Origin of the sequence: Legionella donaldsonii (assembly GCF_900452385.1) — a bacterium.
Lineage (GTDB): Bacteria > Pseudomonadota > Gammaproteobacteria > Legionellales > Legionellaceae > Tatlockia > Tatlockia donaldsonii.
This window is the reverse complement of record NZ_UGOA01000001.1, coordinates 2,958,505-2,974,788: the sequence shown is the minus strand read 5'-3', so window position 1 is coordinate 2,974,788 and position 16,284 is coordinate 2,958,505. Positions and strand designations below refer to the sequence as shown.

The following is a 16,284-nucleotide window of genomic DNA, read 5'->3' as shown; positions in this document are numbered from 1 at the left end:
ATGGCATTTGCACGTAACAAATTTGATGCAGTAATTATTGGTGCGGGCGGTGCTGGAATGCGCGCTGCTCTGCAATTGGCCAATTCAGGGTTAAAAGTTGCCTTGTTATCCAAGGTGTTTCCTACCCGGTCACATACGGTGTCCGCACAGGGAGGAATTACTGCCGCGCTTGGTAATGCTGATGAAGATGACTGGCGTTGGCATATGTATGATACGGTGAAAGGCGCTGACTATATCGGTGATCAGGATTGCATAGAGTACCTTTGCAAAACAGGACCAGAAGCCGTTTATGAGCTTGAACATATGGGCTTACCCTTTTCACGTATGGACAATGGCAAAATTTATCAACGTCAATTTGGTGGCCAATCCAAGAATTTTGGTGGTGAGCAGGCCGCCCGTACTTGTGCGGCTGCTGATAGAACTGGCCATGCGTTATTGCATACGCTTTACCAGCAAAATTTAAAAGCTAAAACCCATGTGTTCAGTGAATGGTATGCGCTTGATTTTGTTAAAGATACCCAGGGTCGTATCGCCGGTGTTACAGCAATGTGTATCGAAACCGGTGAAGTGGTTTTTTACCAAACCCGCGTATGTATTCTCGCCACAGGTGGTGCCGGCCGTATTTATCAATCAACTACCAACGCCCTGATTAATACAGGTGACGGTTTTGGTATGGCTTTACGCGCAGGCCTGCCTTTACAGGATATGGAAATGTGGCAATTCCACCCTACCGGGATTGCCGGAGCTGGTGTATTAGTCACTGAAGGCTGTCGTGGCGAGGGTGGTTACCTCATCAATAAAGATGGCGAGCGTTTTATGGAGCGTTATGCGCCACGAGTAAAAGATTTGGCATCGCGCGATGTGGTTGCCCGTTCAATGGCCTTGGAAATTCGTGCGGGGAAAGGTTTTGATCCTAAAGGGGTTGATCACGTTAAACTAAAACTTGATCATCTGGGTGCTGATTTGATTATGTCACGCCTACCAGGTATTCGCGAGTTATCAATGAAGTTCGCCGGTGTTGATCCTATCGTTGAACCAATCCCTGTCGTCCCTACTTGCCACTACAGCATGGGTGGAATCCCTACCAATATGCATGGTCAGGTGTTAACCCGAAAAAATGGCAAGGAATCTCTTGTTGAAGGACTTTATGCTGTCGGTGAATGTGCTTGCGTTTCAGTACATGGTGCTAACCGTTTGGGTGGGAATTCTCTCCTGGATCTCGTTGTTTTTGGTCGGGCTGCAGGCCTACACGTAGAAGAGTTGTGGCAATCTAATCAAATGCCGGAAATGCCTTATATTTCTGAAGACGATATTGCTGCTTCTTTAGAGCGTTATTATCGTTGGGAAAACTCAAAAGAAGGGGATAGCGTTGCTGTGATTCGTGATGAAATGCAACGGGTCATGCAAGAAGATTTCGGTGTTTTCCGTACAGGTGAAGTAATGACTTCAGGCTTGCATCGATTGGAGGCTTTACGTCAGCGCTTGGCTAACGCGTATTTGGATGACAAGAGTAAAATATTCAATACTGCACGCATTGAAGCGCTAGAATTAGATAATCTAATGGCAACAGCCTGTGCAACGGCTCAATCGGCGCTTACACGAACGGAAAGCCGTGGTGCGCATAGCCGGGAAGACTATCCTGAGCGTGATGATAAAAATTGGATTAAACACACGTTATATTTTGCGGAGGGTGATGCCATTAATTTTCGCCCAGTGAATGTATCGCCTAAATATATCGCGCCATTTGAGCCGAAAGAACGTGTTTACTAGAGAGGATATGCCGTGGCTGACACTAGAAATTTAACCCTGTCAATTTACCGTTACAATCCTGAGAAGGATACCAAGCCTTATATGCAGGATTATGAGATACAGGTTCCAGTTAAAAGCGATCCGATGCTGCTTACTTTGCTTGAACGGTTAAAAGCAGAACAGGATCCAACCATTACGTATCGACGTTCCTGCCGTGAAGGAGTGTGTGGTTCTGATGGGATGAATATCAATGGTACTAATGGCCTGGCATGTATTACGATAGTTTCGCAGTTGAAAACGGACAAAATTGTTTTGCGGCCTTTACCAGGATTTCCTGTAATACGCGATCTCGCTGTTGATATGACGCAATTTTATCAACAATATGAGCGTATTGAGCCTTATCTACAAAATGACAGTGTTGCTCCAGCTCGTGAGCGGCTACAGTCGCCTGAAGAGCGGGCACAGCTCGATGGTTTATATGAATGTATCTTATGTGCATGTTGTACAAGTTCATGCCCATCTTTCTGGTGGAATCCAGATAAATTTGTCGGTCCTGCCGGACTTTTGCAGGCGCGACGTTTTTTGGCAGATAGTCGCGATACAGCCAAGCAACACCGTTTGGATAAATTACAAGATCCTTTCAGTGTTTTTCGCTGCCGTTCGATCATGAATTGCGCGAATGTCTGTCCGAAGGGACTCAATCCGACGGAAGCAATTGCTAATATTCGCAAGCAAATGCTGACTCAGGAAACTTGATAACGATTTTGTTGTTGCCCCGATAAAATTCGGGGCATACCCCTTTGGAGAGAACAACTATGAGCAGTAGTGATCTGCAAACTCAATGGGCTTCTTCCTACTTGTCAGGTGGAAGTATGGCTTATGTCGATGGTCTATATGAAGACTACCTGACTGATCCGGATTCAGTCCCTGCAGACTGGCGGGCAGCTTTTGATGCCTTGCCAAAGGTCAATGGCGCACCAAAAGAAATTTCCCATCGCGATATCCGCGATTATTTTTTGCAAGCTAGCGATAAGAAACGGACACAGGTTGTTACTTCTGAGGATAGTAAACAGTACCAGGTGGCTCATTTAATGAATGCTTACCGTTCCCATGGCCATCATGCGGCTAAGCTGGATCCTTTGGAAATGGCTGAACGGGTCAATGTACCAAGCCTTGAGTTGAGTTATCACCAACTCTCAGAAGCAGATATGAATCGCTCTTTTTTTGCCGGTAAATATTTCAATGGTTCTGAGATGCCGCTACATGAGATATACCAGGCATTACGTGATACCTATTGCGGAAGTATTGGCATTGAGTACATGCATATTTCTGATAACGCAGAAACAGAGTGGCTGCAGCAAAAGATGGAATCCGCCCGCGGTCGACCCAATTTTGACAAGCAGAAAAAACTTAATATTCTTAACGAACTAATTGCGGCTGATGGTCTGGAGCGCTATTTGGGAACACGTTATGTAGGTCAAAAGCGATTCTCACTTGAAGGCGGGGATGCTTTTATTCCTATGATGAAAGAGCTGATTCGCAGAGGGGGTAGTGAAGGCGTTAAGGAAATCGTTATTGGCATGGCGCATCGTGGTCGTTTAAACGTTTTAGTCAATGTATTGGGTAAAGAGCCTGATCAACTGTTCCAGGAATTTGAAGGAAAGGTTAAATACGAGCGTACTGGCGATGTGAAGTACCACATGGGCTTTTCTTCAGACATACGTACGGAAACAGGGGAAATTGTGCATCTGGCTTTGGCATTTAACCCCTCTCATTTAGAAATTATTGGTCCCGTGGTTGAAGGGTCTGCCCGCTCCCGTCTGCGACGTCAACATGATTTGGATAAGAAAGATAAGGTTGTTCCTGTTGTTGTTCATGGTGATGCAGCGTTTGCAGGCCAGGGCGTAGTCATGGAAACATTTAATTTTTCTCAAGCCCGCGGTTATTCAACCGGTGGAACAATTCATATAGTGATTAATAACCAAATTGGCTTCACCACCTCAAACCCTTTGGATGCGCGATCAACGCTATACTGTACTGATGTGGCAAAAATGGTGCAGGCACCAGTTATTCACGTCAATGGTGACGATCCGGAGGCTGTTGTTTTTGCGACGCAAATTGCTTTTGATTTTAGAATGAAATTTAAACGCGACGTGGTAGTTGATCTGGTTTGCTATCGTCGCCATGGCCATAATGAGGCCGATGAACCTGCGGTTACCCAGCCGGCTATGTATAAAAAGATCAAATCAATGCCTACGTTACGGGAAATCTACGCTGATGAATTGATAACCCAGAACCTGATTAGCAGCAAAGAAGTTGATAATTTGGTAGAGGATTATCGCGAGAGGCTCGATAAAGGACAGGCAGTTGTTGAACTGGTCCGTGGTGATTATGAAGGGCGAGTCTCTGTTGACTGGACTCCCTATATTAATGCGAAATGGACGGATAAAGCCGATACCACGATTAGCAAAAGTACGTTGCAATTGCTCTCCAAACAGCTACACACGTTACCAGATGGCTTTGAATTGCATCCCGTTGTCAAGCGTCTTCTTGCCGACCGGGAAAAAATGACTGCTGAAGAAATCCCAATGAATTGGGGCTATGCAGAAACAATGGCTTACGCAAGTTTGTTGCATGAAGGCTACGGTGTGCGCTTATCAGGGCAGGATTGTGGTCGTGGAACCTTCGCTCACCGCCATGCAGTATTACATGATGTAGTAAACGGAGAAACCTACGTACCGCTGGAAAAAACGGTGACTGATCCCCACAAGTTTTTCACGGTTATTGATTCTGTCCTGTCAGAGGAAGCAGTACTTGCTTTTGAATACGGATATGCCTCTTCTGAGCCGACGTCTCTCGTGTTATGGGAAGCCCAGTTTGGTGATTTTGCGAATGGCGCTCAGGTCGTTATTGATCAATTCATTAGTTCTGGTGAACAAAAATGGGGACGGTTGTGCGGTTTGGTAATGTTGTTACCACACGGTTACGAAGGGCAGGGACCAGAGCATTCTTCGGCTCGCCTGGAGCGGTTTATGCAGCTTTGTGCGCAGCATAATATTCAGGTCTGTACGCCAACAACACCCGCTCAAATGTTCCATATGTTGCGTCGTCAAATGTTGCGTAAATTCCGCAAACCTTTGATTGTCATGACACCAAAGAGTTTGTTACGCCACAAACTGGCTGTTTCACCCTTATCTGATTTGATGAAGGGTAAGTTTCATACGGTCATTCCAGAAATAGATGACATAAATGCAGCCAAAGTCACAAAAGTAGTGTTATGTTGTGGCAAAGTTTACTATGATCTGTTGCAAAAAAGACGCGATGATAAATTGAATCATGTGGCCATCGTGCGTGTGGAGCAACTTTATCCGTTCCCGAAAAAAATGTTGACTCAGGAATTGGAAAAATTTCCGCAAGCAAAAAAGATCGTTTGGTGCCAAGAAGAACCACAGAATCAAGGCGTATGGTTTTCTTCTCAACACAATATCATAGATTGTTTGCGAGATGATCAATCCTTGCATTATGCTGGCAGAGAGTTTGCCGCAGCTCCAGCAGTGGGTAGTGCTATACTGCACGCGCAACAGCAGCAAGCATTGGTTGAACAGGCGCTATTGGATTAATCGATTAGGCCTTTGATAATTCGACTATCTTGGCCTAAAAGTCTCGATTGCCTGGGCCCGTTGCTCACATACTATCAGGTATGTTTTGCTACGGTGCTCGAAATGGAGACTTTTGAGTTCAAGCTAGCGAATTGTCAGTAGCCCCTAGATAATATAAGAAGGTATAACCATGTCTATTGAAGTTAAAGTCCCTGCTTTACCTGAATCGGTAGCAGATGCCACTATAGCTGCGTTGCATAAGAAAGTGGGTGACAGAGTTACCCGCGATGAGAACATCATTGATTTGGAAACAGATAAGGTGGTGCTTGAAGTGCCAGCTCCTGCCGACGGCATATTGAAAGAGCTCCTTTTTAAAGAGGGCGATACCGTTCAATCTGGCCAACTGTTAGCGCGCATAGAAGCAGGTGCTGCTGCTGAGCAACCTGTCGCTAAAGAAGAAAAGCCACCTGTTAAAGAAGCTAATCTTGCTAGTGAGGATAAAGCGGCAAGTCCAGCTGTAAGGCGCTTACTGGCAGAGAACGATTTGCAATCCGGCCAGATTTCCGGTTCAGGTAAAGAGGGTCGAATTACGAAGGAAGATGTGATTGCCTTCATTGAATCAGGTCGCGAAAAATCATCCAAACCTGCTCCCGCAAAGGCCGAGCCAGCGGTTCAACTACCAATGGGAGCACGTGAAGAGCGCCGCGTACCGATGTCGAGACTAAGGGCAAAAATTGCGGAACGCTTGGTACAAGCCCAACATAATGCCGCCATGCTGACGACTTTTAACGAAGTTAATTTGAAAGCAGTCATGGATTTGCGTGCTCAATATAAAGATGGCTTTGAGAAAAAGCATGGTGTAAAACTCGGGTTTATGTCTTTCTTCACCAAGGCTGTTGTTGAGTCTTTAAAGCGTTTCCCAGCAGTAAATGCCTCTATTGACGGACAGGATATTGTCTATCATGGCTATTATGATGTTGGTATTGCTGTGTCAACTGAACGTGGTTTGGTTGTTCCAGTAGTAAGAGATGCTGATCAAATGAGTATGGCTGATATAGAAAAAGCGATTAATGATTCAGCAACACGTGCCAGACAAGGTAAGTTAAGCATGGAAGAAATGCAGGGCGGAACTTTTACCATTACCAATGGTGGAGTATTCGGCTCTTTATTAGCAACACCTATCATTAATCCGCCTCAAACCGGTATTTTGGGTATGCATAAAATCGAAGATAGACCCGTTGTTGAAAAAGGCCAGATCGTTATTCGTCCGATGATGTATGTGGCACTTTCCTATGACCACCGTTTAATTGATGGTAAAGAATCCGTGCAGTTTTTGGTGAGTGTGAAAGAGCTGCTGGAAGATCCATCGCGTTTATTACTAAATGTTTGATAATAAAATTTAACCGCAAGACCCGCGTTGACGGGTTTTGCTTTTTTAAGGGTGCTAACGATGAATTTACATGAATATCAGGCCAAGCAATTATTTGCCAGCTATGGCTTACCAACTCCCCGCGGTCAGGTAGCTTATAATGTGGAAGATGCTTTGCAAGTCGCTTCTCAATTATCAACACCACGATGGGTTGTCAAAGCTCAGGTGCATGCGGGTGGCCGGGGTAAAGCAGGCGGTGTTAAACTCGTTTCTACTAAAGAAGAATTGGCTGCAGTTGCCAAGTCATTGTTGGGTACACGTTTGGTCACTTATCAGACCGATGCGAAAGGACAGCCGGTAAATGCTGTTCTGGTTGAAGAAACGTGCGATATTGCGCGCGAACTCTATCTTGGTGCCGTTGTTGACAGGGCTACGCGACGTGTAGTTATCATGGCATCCACCGAGGGTGGTGTGGAGATTGAAAAAGTAGCCCATGAAACACCTGAGAAAATTTTCAAGGTGGTGGTTGATCCCCTGGTCGGAGTAATGCCTTATCAATGCCGCGAGGTGGGTTTCAAGCTCGGTTTGAACGATGAGCAGATTAAGCAATTTACTCACTTAATGCTAGCCCTTGGCAAAATGTTTGTTGAGTGTGATCTTAGCTTGTTGGAAATTAACCCGCTCGTGGTTACCAAAACCGGCCAACTTCTTTGTTTGGACGGCAAAATTAATATTGATGGAAATGCCCTCTACCGACAACCCAAATTAAAAAGCATGCGCGATACTACTCAGGAAGATGAGCGTGAAAATCGTGCAACTGATTGGGAATTGAACTACATTCCTTTGGATGGTTCAATCGGTTGTATGGTTAATGGCGCTGGTTTGGCTATGGCTACCATGGATGTGATCAAGCTGCATGGCGGTGAGCCGGCAAATTTCCTCGACGTGGGAGGTGGTGCCACGAAAGAGCGCGTCAGTGAGGCGTTCAAAATTATCCTTTCTGACGAAAATGTCAAAGGTATCCTGGTTAATATTTTCGGCGGTATTGTTCGTTGTGATTTAATTGCGGAAGGCATTATTGCGGCTGTTAAAGAAGTGGACGTAAAAGTCCCTGTCGTTGTCCGTCTTGAAGGAAATAACGCAAAATTGGGTGCTGAGATTTTAAACAAGAGTGATTTAAATGTAATCGCCGCAAACAGCTTAACTGATGCAGCGAAAAAGATCGTGGCGGCTGTCGCCTAATTATCCACTTGGCTACAACCCAGGTGAATCAATGGGAATAGCCGGAACTAAATTTGAGGTTAAGCAATGAGTGTATTAGTCAATAAACAAACTAAAGTGATTTGCCAAGGTTTTACTGGCAAACAAGGGACCTTGCATACAGAGCAAGCGATTGAATATGGTACGCGCATGGTTGGCGGAGTAACACCAGGTAAAGGTGGCCAGACTCATCTAGGCTTGCCTGTCTTTAACACAGTGCGTGAAGCAGTTGAGGAAACCGGTGCAGATGCCAGCGTGATCTATGTGCCTGCGCCATTCTGCAAAGATTCCATCCTGGAAGCAGCGGATGCTGGTATCCAACTAATTGTTTGTATTACTGAAGGAGTTCCAGTACTGGATATGCTGCAAGTTAAAGTGTATTTAGAGAATAATACACAAGCGAGACTTATTGGTCCTAATTGTCCAGGCATCATTACTCCTGGTGAATGTAAAATTGGTATCATGCCTGGTTCCATTCATTTACCTGGTAAAGTTGGTATTGTTTCTCGCTCTGGTACGTTAACTTATGAAGCGGTAAAACAAACTACCGACAAAGGTTTTGGTCAAAGTACTTGCATAGGAATTGGTGGTGATCCTATTCCAGGAACTACTTTTATTGATGCCTTGGCTCTTTTTGAAAAGGACAGCCAGACACAAGCGATCATTATGGTCGGTGAAATTGGTGGTTCAGCAGAAGAAGAAGCCGCGGAATACATTAAATCAAATGTTAGCAAGCCCGTCGTCTCCTACATCGCTGGTGTCACTGCGCCTGCAGGCAAGCGCATGGGGCATGCAGGGGCAATTATTTCGGGTGGTAAAGGTACTGCTGCGGAAAAATTTGCTGCATTGGAAGCTGCAGGTGTAAGAACAGTTCATTCGCCAGCTGATTTGGGTGATGCTATCGCTGAAGTGACTGGCTGGTAATAAAAAAATCAGGCTCTTTTTCAGAAAAAAGAGTCTGATTTCCCCTCTCTATGTAGAATCAATTTAATTAGACTTTCATTTAGTCATTAATAGCTACACCTAAATTTTTAAGTCGTTGTAAACAAGATACTGAATCAGAAAATAAGATCGTATGAAGGCCTAGCGAGCTCGCTGCTAGAGTGTTTGGTTCGTGATCGTCAATAAATATTGTCTCACGGGCAATTAAATTATTTCTTTGTAACGCATAATTAAAAATTTCTTTACCAGGCTTCATAAAACCAATGTCGGCAGAAACAGTCGCGTGAGTAAAATAATTCCAGAAATCATACTTGTTTTTTAAATAAATGATAATTTCCTTTATATTGTCAGTCAGCGCAAACAAATGATAGCCATTCTTATGTAATGACTTGATGAGGTCTGTGGTTCCTGGAATTAGGACTTGTGTCGACTTTACATAATTGAAAAGAGCAGTCAGCTGTTGGACATCAATCTCTTTCAGCTCTGAGAGATAGCCCAGTTTTGCCTCCTCTTCAGAAATTTTGCCCAAATTTAAATTAATCCAAATACGGCTTTTAAATATTTTTTCAACTAAATAGTGCTGTTGATACTGTTCATAATTTGGAAAAGTATTTCTAACAATCTCAGTGGGTGACCATCTGACAATCACATTGCCCACGTCAAAAATAATGTTCTTGATGTTCATTTTGATAACCAGTCATGTAGCCTGCGATCTTGCAAACAGGATTAAAAATCGTCCTGTTTCTCTCATTGACCCATCACAACCCAGGGTTGAGTTCTGCTTCCAAGATTACACAAATCCGTTATTTTTTAAACTTTTTACTAATGACCAAATCAAAGGCTGCTTTTTGCTCATCAGATAATTCCTTACGGCGTAAAGCCATCATTTCTTGTACACTACCTTGCACACAATCTGGTGTTAACCTATCAATAATCAATGTGCCATTAAGATGGTCTATCTCATGTTGCAAAACTCTGGCATAAAATCCACTTTCAGTACTGCTATGAGCTTGCCCATTTTCATCCTGGTAGTAAAGGGTTATTTGACTGTAGCGTGGGACCTTGCCGGCTTTACTCGATACGGAATAACAGCCTTCAAAATCATGAATAAATCCTTTTTCCTCAATTCCCTGATAGCTTGGGTTAATCATAATATGCATTGGATAAGGGCTGACGTTATTTCTTAATAAAGCGGCTTCTTCGGGAATATAGATGGCAATAATTTGTTTAGCACGATTTACCTGGGGCGCCGCCAGGCCAACGCCACCCAGGTCATATAATTTTCCTTTCATCGCAGCAATCAGCTGTAAATCACTAGCGCTTAGCGGAAAAGAAACCGGTTTTGCCGGCTTTCGTAACACTTGATTATGGGCGACTTCTTCGACAGTGACAATTTCAAGTGCATAGACATTAGGTGAAGTCATGATAATTCCTGCCAGAAGTAAAAAAAATTGATACATAAGAAACAGGTTAATGATGAAAGGATTAATTTACAGAAAAAAGGGACATCTAAATAGTCCCCAGCTTTAGTATTTGATGGCTATATAACCTTCTGGGATTTAGTTTTATAATTTAATGACGTATCCAATTGTGGGAAGAGTATGAGTCATTGGCGAACCTTGGCGGAAATCCGTCGTGAATATGGTGATTTGAACCTTAATGAAGAGAACATTGAAGATTGCCCTATTACCCAGTTTAAGCATTGGTTTGAAGACGTGTTGTTGTCTGAGAAAAGTGACCCAACAGCAATGGTTTTATCAACGGTAGATGAAAAAGGATACCCGGATTCGAGAGTGGTCTTGCTTAAGGGGCTAGATGAAGGAACCTTTATTTTTTATACGAACTACGGAAGTAGCAAGTCGGTGCAATTAGGCCGTATTCCTTATGCAGCACTTAATTTCTATTGGCCTCAAATGGCTCGGCAAGTTCGAATTCGTGGCCGAGTAAAGCGAACTACTAAAAAGCAGTCGGATACTTATTTTGCCTCAAGACCTGTAACAAGCCAATTAAGCGCAATTGCTTCGCCACAGAGCCAGAAAATTTCCGATAGAAAAAGCCTGGAGCAATCTCTCAATGAGCTAATAGAGCAACATGGCCAAGAACCAATAGTTCGACCAAGGCATTGGGGAGGATATATCGTAATTCCTGATGAAATTGAGTTTTGGCAAGGACGGGATAATCGTTTACATGACCGGATTTTTTATTACAAGAGCAAAGGACAGTGGATTCATTGCCGGTTAGCCCCATAATCTTCAATAAAATCAATGAGGTGTTTTTTTATTTATTGACATGGTTTTTATTTTGTCAAGAAAGTGTAAAAAAAGCGCATACTCCAACACAAGGTCAGTCTCCAGTCGTAGAATGAATGTTAAGTGATACACAAATCATGGCATTAAGAATGCATTTAATTTAGCAGGAAGCTAAAAATTACGAGTTATTTTGAAGGACTAAGAGAGGGTACCAACATGAATGACACAACAGAGCTGTTACCACATATTAAATTACGTTTTAATATTGAACATCCAAGTTTTGAAGAGTGTTATGCGGATGGTTACGAGTGTGCCCTGGCTGATATTCAGGAAGAAGAAAATCCTTTCAGTGAAGGTAGTCAGGAATACTATCAATGGCTTGAAGGCTGGTGGGCTGGATTTTATGGAGAGAAACCATTATTTGAGCTCACAGCAGATGCACCGATCAGTGAAGAGCCTGCCGCAGCGAATGATCAGTCTTATCAGCGCCCACATAGCCTGGTAAGCAGCAATTTTTTCGCGAATGTACTCAAAATTACCGGTGCAATAGCTGCAACGGCAGTGGTTGGTTACCAGGTGTTGGATCTGGTTGCCTAAGAGCAATAAAACCAAGGCACATTCGATTCGACCTGGGGATGAGTCGTTTTCTCAGGTCGAATCAGGGTCTGTTGAACAGGTCTACCATCTTGGCCGAAAATCAATGCTTTTCGGCTCAAGATTGCAGATCGTTGGGTACGTTATTTAAATAACTTTAAAACCATGGAGCGCATTCTAGCCAATTCTGCTGGATTGAATTCTTTATAAATTGGGCTGCCAATATTGAGACAAACGGTGACTTGCTCACCAATTCCTTTGAGTAGATCAACACCTGACAATTTAAGAAGCTGAATAGCATCACTAATCTCATCTGCCCAATGAGCAAAATAGTCCATATTAGTAAATACAGGTAGAAGAAATCCACCGTTGCTTTCTATATATAATACCTCTGGTTGATCAGCAGCTGAATTTTTATCAATTGGAATAATAAAATTCGCTTTGATGAACTCCAAATAAGCTTTGTTTGCTTCCTTGGAATTACCGGCCGCATCCAATGCCTGTTTGATTGCTAATTCAAGATCATTCATTCGCTTTCTACCTGCTAAAAAGCGGAATTATATCTAATTTTTACTCCAGTTACTGCTTAGTTGTAATTAAAAAAGCGTTAGTGATATATACAGTCTGTTAGAAAAATGCTAAGTTCTAGAATGCTCATTGTGTTGAAATAATTGTCGGTCACAGTATAATGCGGGGTTAAGTCTGTGTTTTTATTAAACAAAATCCTGTTTTTCCGCTACAACTAATCGATTGATTTTTATTTCAATCAGGACGAAAATACTAGCTGAGTACTGAATTATGAATATGATGGTAATGTCTGAAAGTGATAAAGCAAGTCGTATAAATCAATTAGGTTTTGCATGGATTGTCTGGGGATTAGCTGCTGCATTTTACTTCTCTGACTATCTGGCGCGTGTAGCTCCCGGAGTTATGCACCGAAGCCTGCAAATCGATTTTGGAATCAATGAAGCTGGGTTTGGTATTCTGACTGCTTCGTTTTATTTTCCCTATATTTTGATGCAAATTCCAGTTGGACTTACAGTTGATCGCCTGAGTATTCGTGCGATTTTAACGGTCATGTCTTTAATCACCGCTCTGGGGTGTGGTGTTTTTGGCTTGGCAGATGGCTTGATGATGGCTTCAGTAGGGCGTATGTTGATCGGTTTTAGCGCCGCGTTTGCCTTTGTGAGCTCCTTACGTTTAGCCACATCCTGGTTTCCTCCAGCGATGCTGGGCTTATTGGCGGGTTTAACCCAGGCACTTGGTATGTTAGGGGCAGCAGCTGGCGAAGCGCCCGTTTCCTTTTTAGTGGCCAATGTTGGTTGGCGGCATAGTATGCTGATTATTGCCTTTTTATTTATTGCACTAGCCGGTCTTTTATATCAGTTTGTCCAGGACAAACCGGGTACGAAGCGACGTGAAATCAAGTATGAAGCAAGACTGAGTATTTTAGAAAGTTTGCGTATTATTTTGTCCCATCGCCAAACTTGGTTAAATGCACTCTATGCGGGCTTTCTATTTGGACCTACTGCTGTCATTGGTGAAGCGATCGGTCCGGCCTATTTACAATATGGCCGCGGTTTGACTGCTCATACTGCGGCTTTTGCAACAGGCCTAATCTTTATTGGCTGGGGAATCAGCGGTCCACTATCAGGTTGGTTGTCAGATAGAATGGGGCGTCGCAAACCATTAATGATTTTTTCTGCGCTGTGCGGTATCGTTTTAAGTTCATTGTTTGTCTTTTACCCCTCCCTCGATAAAACGTCCGCTTACCTTATTTTCTTTGTGTTTGGTTTGACTAATACTGGTGTAGCTATTGCCTATGCGGTATCGACTGAGATTCATGAGAGCAACGTGGTCGGTACCTCAATTGCCTTTACCAATATGATTTCTATTTTTGTTGGTGCCCTAATGCAGCCTTTGGTAGGTCGTTTGGTTGATTTGGTAGCAGGTGCCCGAGCATACAATGTTGAGTCTTTATTACTTTCCGATTTTCAGGCCGGGTTGAAAATATTACCCCTCTGTTCGCTTGTCGCTTTGATCCTGGCATTTACAGTGAAAGAAACTTACTGCAAGCCCATTCGTAAGATGTAATAACGCTTAACTTCTCTCCACAACCAATTGCCGTGCAGATACACGGCAATTGGCTGAACTTTTTCCAAAGTGCAATCTTGATTTCGCAGAATATACGCCAGACCCTTAGGATGACGTGCCCCAGTTCTACTCCTGAAGGATGCCTGCTAGACACTCTATTTTATTTAAGCCCATTTGTGGGCACTTACCCTGTTTTTATTCGCATATTTCTTTGCTAGTTAGTGAATCTCGTGTTTTAATTAGGGCGGTAACCCTCTGCGGGGTGGAAGTGCTTTCTTCATCTGCATAGGACGAACACTAACACGGAGATAATAATGAAAAAATTCACAGGATTAGTGGTTCTTTTAGCCGCTCTAGTCCTCGGCTCTTATTATGGTATGGGTTATCTCACTGAACGTAAGGTGAGAGAAAGCCTTAATATAGTCAATCAATCCAATGGTGTTGCTGCTGAAATTGTGCAGTACAAGCGTGGTTGGTTTACTTCCGAGGCTTCATTGGACTGGCGTTTACATGTTCCTGAGCGTGTCGTGCAAATAGATGGTAAATCCCAGACAGTGCCTGCTGAAGATTATCAAATGCAAATGCCGATTACTATTTACCATGGTCCTGTCATATTCTCAGATCGCGGTATCAAATTCGGTCTAGGCTTCGCTCATACTTTATTAACTTTACCAGCACAATATACTGATAAATTTAATAATTTATTCTCAAGCCAATCTACTCAACCAAAGTTAAATATGAGCTTTTTCGTAAATTATTTTGGTAATACGAGTATTGATACTTCTTTACCGGCCTTCAAGTTATTTGCTAAAGAAGGAAATGCGGAATTTAATTGGTTGGGCATGTCTACATCAACCAGTGTTTCCTCTAACATGAGTGAAGTGGATGGTAATATAACCATAGATGGTTTGCATTTTACAAAAGACCAAATCGATACAACGATGTCGGCTATTACCAGCGAATATAATTTACACAAGACGCCAACAGGTTTGTTCTTGGGTGATGCCAGTTTATCTTTCCCCTCGCTCGTAGTCATGAATAAGGACGCCAAGCTGCTTGAGCTAGGCCAATTCGACATGCGTTCTAATAGCGATATTGACGATGGCTTATTTAGTTCGCAATTTAAAACGTCATTAGAAAAAATAGTCGCTAACGGCAAAACTTATGGTCCAGGTAATTTAGAAGTAGCGATTAGAAATCTTGATGCCGATGTATTAGCTAAATTGAATGATCAATTAAATCAGCTGCAACAAGGTACAGATGCTCAACGTCAACAAGCCGTATTCGCCATGTTGCCTGAGTTACCCAGGTTGTTTAGCAAGGGGGCTGAGTTTGAAATTTCAGAAATGAATTTTGTGATGCCTCAGGGGACACTCGAGGGTAACTTAATGGTTTCTCTGCCGAAAGGTGAATTTGCTAACCCCTTTGAACTGATGCAAAAAATTCAAGGCAACGGTAAGTTGAAGATCCCTGCTGCAGTTGTACAACAGCTAATGACAGAATCAATTAAGCAAAAGATGATGTCACCACAGCCTAGTGCAAGTCAGCAAGGTCCTGTTGATCAAGTACAGCCACAAGCCAGTACTGATACTACTACGCAAGCGGCTACAAGTTCTGCAGATGTCAATGAGCAGGCTACCACACTGGCTACCAAGCAATTATCTACCCTGGTACAGAATGGCGTCCTGACAGTACAAGGAAGTGATTACGTGATTGAAGTGAGTCTTAACCAAGGTCAATTAGCAGTTAATGGCAAACCTTTCAATCCAGCTATGTTGAAATTTTAATAGGTAAAATTGACCCGTTTGAGTGGGCTTAGATATTTTAAGCCCATTCAGTAATTCCTGATTTTTAAGTCAAATTTGCTAGGTCTGTACTTGTCAGGAATTGCTCAATTGGGTAAGATGCTGCTTTTAAAAGGAGGAGTTAATAAGAATGACAACAATCGGTAATGAGGCCGGAGATACTACTACTTCGTCGTTGGCTGCCAGTGTCACTCAATCAGTGCAGAAATATTTCACCGAGCTGAAGGGAACTGATCCTGTTGATCTGTACCAGTTTGTTCTTGAGGAAATTGAGACACCGCTATTTCGTGCTGTAATGGAGCATTGCAAGTATAACCAATCACGTGCTGCCATTATGCTTGGAATTAGTAGAGGTACATTAAGAACTAAGCTACGTCGTTACTTTGACGACAAGTACGTAGGGACACGAGATTAAACGCCTGATTAGCTCTCTGCGTTAATAATTAGTATCAAAAAAGGGGAAATGATTTCCCCTTTTTTCATTTCTGGGCGCTAAATCCGTCAATGCTTCTTGATCCCAGGGAGTCTAGTCACAAAGGTTTTAAGCCATAGGTGGCCGTGAAATAGAATTGACAGAACAACGAAAGGATTTCATGAGACAGCCCTGGTGTTGCAAAACTACT

At 43.1% G+C, this 16,284-nt stretch carries 14 protein-coding genes; 11 read left to right on the top strand and 3 right to left on the bottom strand.

Annotated features, from left to right (window positions below):
• The 6 genes from sdhA (at position 1) to sucD (ending at position 8,901) form a co-directional block, all read left to right on the top strand.
• The gene (sdhA, locus tag DYC89_RS13530; protein ID WP_115222264.1) at positions 1-1,770 is read left to right on the top strand and encodes a succinate dehydrogenase flavoprotein subunit; all 1,770 of its coding nucleotides are present in this window, start codon (positions 1-3) and stop codon (positions 1,768-1,770) included.
• Between the two features lie 12 nt (positions 1,771-1,782).
• Positions 1,783-2,505, top strand: a complete 723-nt coding sequence (locus tag DYC89_RS13525; protein ID WP_115222263.1) for a succinate dehydrogenase iron-sulfur subunit — start codon at positions 1,783-1,785, stop codon at positions 2,503-2,505.
• A gap of 59 nt (positions 2,506-2,564) precedes the next feature.
• Positions 2,565-5,369, top strand: a complete 2,805-nt coding sequence (locus tag DYC89_RS13520; RefSeq protein ID WP_115222262.1) for a 2-oxoglutarate dehydrogenase E1 component — start codon at positions 2,565-2,567, stop codon at positions 5,367-5,369.
• A gap of 169 nt (positions 5,370-5,538) precedes the next feature.
• A complete protein-coding gene (gene odhB, locus DYC89_RS13515) occupies positions 5,539-6,738 on the top strand; it encodes a 2-oxoglutarate dehydrogenase complex dihydrolipoyllysine-residue succinyltransferase (protein WP_115222261.1) in 1,200 nt (399 codons plus the stop codon).
• A 60-nt stretch (positions 6,739-6,798) separates the two neighbouring features.
• Positions 6,799-7,959, top strand: a complete 1,161-nt coding sequence (gene sucC / locus DYC89_RS13510; protein ID WP_115222260.1) for an ADP-forming succinate--CoA ligase subunit beta — start codon at positions 6,799-6,801, stop codon at positions 7,957-7,959.
• Between the two features lie 66 nt (positions 7,960-8,025).
• On the top strand, positions 8,026-8,901 hold the full coding sequence (gene sucD / locus DYC89_RS13505) for a succinate--CoA ligase subunit alpha (protein ID WP_115222259.1): 876 nt from the start codon (positions 8,026-8,028) through the stop codon (positions 8,899-8,901).
• Positions 8,902-8,980: 79 nt separating this feature from the next.
• Here the strand turns inward: sucD and DYC89_RS13500 are convergent, their stop codons facing one another.
• Positions 8,981-9,604 carry an HAD family hydrolase gene (locus DYC89_RS13500; protein ID WP_115222258.1) on the bottom strand — a complete coding sequence of 208 codons (624 nt, stop codon included), beginning with the start codon at positions 9,602-9,604 and terminating at the stop codon, positions 8,981-8,983.
• A 118-nt stretch (positions 9,605-9,722) separates the two neighbouring features.
• The gene (gene def, locus DYC89_RS13495; RefSeq protein ID WP_342767876.1) at positions 9,723-10,343 is read right to left on the bottom strand and encodes a peptide deformylase; all 621 of its coding nucleotides are present in this window, start codon (positions 10,341-10,343) and stop codon (positions 9,723-9,725) included.
• 177 nt (positions 10,344-10,520) lie between these two features.
• On the opposite strand from def, the gene pdxH reads away from it, so the two are divergent.
• Complete coding sequence (pdxH, locus tag DYC89_RS13490; protein ID WP_115222256.1) at positions 10,521-11,168, top strand: pyridoxamine 5'-phosphate oxidase; 648 nt, start codon at positions 10,521-10,523, stop codon at positions 11,166-11,168.
• Positions 11,169-11,384: 216 nt separating this feature from the next.
• A complete protein-coding gene (locus DYC89_RS13485) occupies positions 11,385-11,765 on the top strand; it encodes a transmission trait enhancer LetE (protein ID WP_115222255.1) in 381 nt (126 codons plus the stop codon).
• A 140-nt stretch (positions 11,766-11,905) separates the two neighbouring features.
• Here DYC89_RS13485 and DYC89_RS13480 read toward each other — a convergent pair whose 3' ends face one another.
• Complete coding sequence (locus DYC89_RS13480) at positions 11,906-12,292, bottom strand: SseB family protein (protein WP_115222254.1); 387 nt, start codon at positions 12,290-12,292, stop codon at positions 11,906-11,908.
• Between the two features lie 283 nt (positions 12,293-12,575).
• Between DYC89_RS13480 and DYC89_RS13475 the strand changes: the two genes are divergently transcribed.
• The 3 genes from DYC89_RS13475 to DYC89_RS13465 all read left to right on the top strand — a co-directional run bounded on the left by DYC89_RS13475 (position 12,576) and on the right by DYC89_RS13465 (position 16,076).
• Positions 12,576-13,856 (top strand): MFS transporter, encoded by a 1,281-nt coding sequence (locus DYC89_RS13475; protein WP_181879407.1) that lies wholly within the window; start codon positions 12,576-12,578, stop codon positions 13,854-13,856.
• A gap of 314 nt (positions 13,857-14,170) precedes the next feature.
• A complete protein-coding gene (locus tag DYC89_RS13470; RefSeq protein ID WP_115222253.1) occupies positions 14,171-15,643 on the top strand; it encodes a YdgA family protein in 1,473 nt (490 codons plus the stop codon).
• A gap of 148 nt (positions 15,644-15,791) precedes the next feature.
• Positions 15,792-16,076 (top strand): helix-turn-helix domain-containing protein, encoded by a 285-nt coding sequence (locus DYC89_RS13465; protein WP_115222252.1) that lies wholly within the window; start codon positions 15,792-15,794, stop codon positions 16,074-16,076.
• Positions 16,077-16,284: the final 208 nt, after the last annotated feature.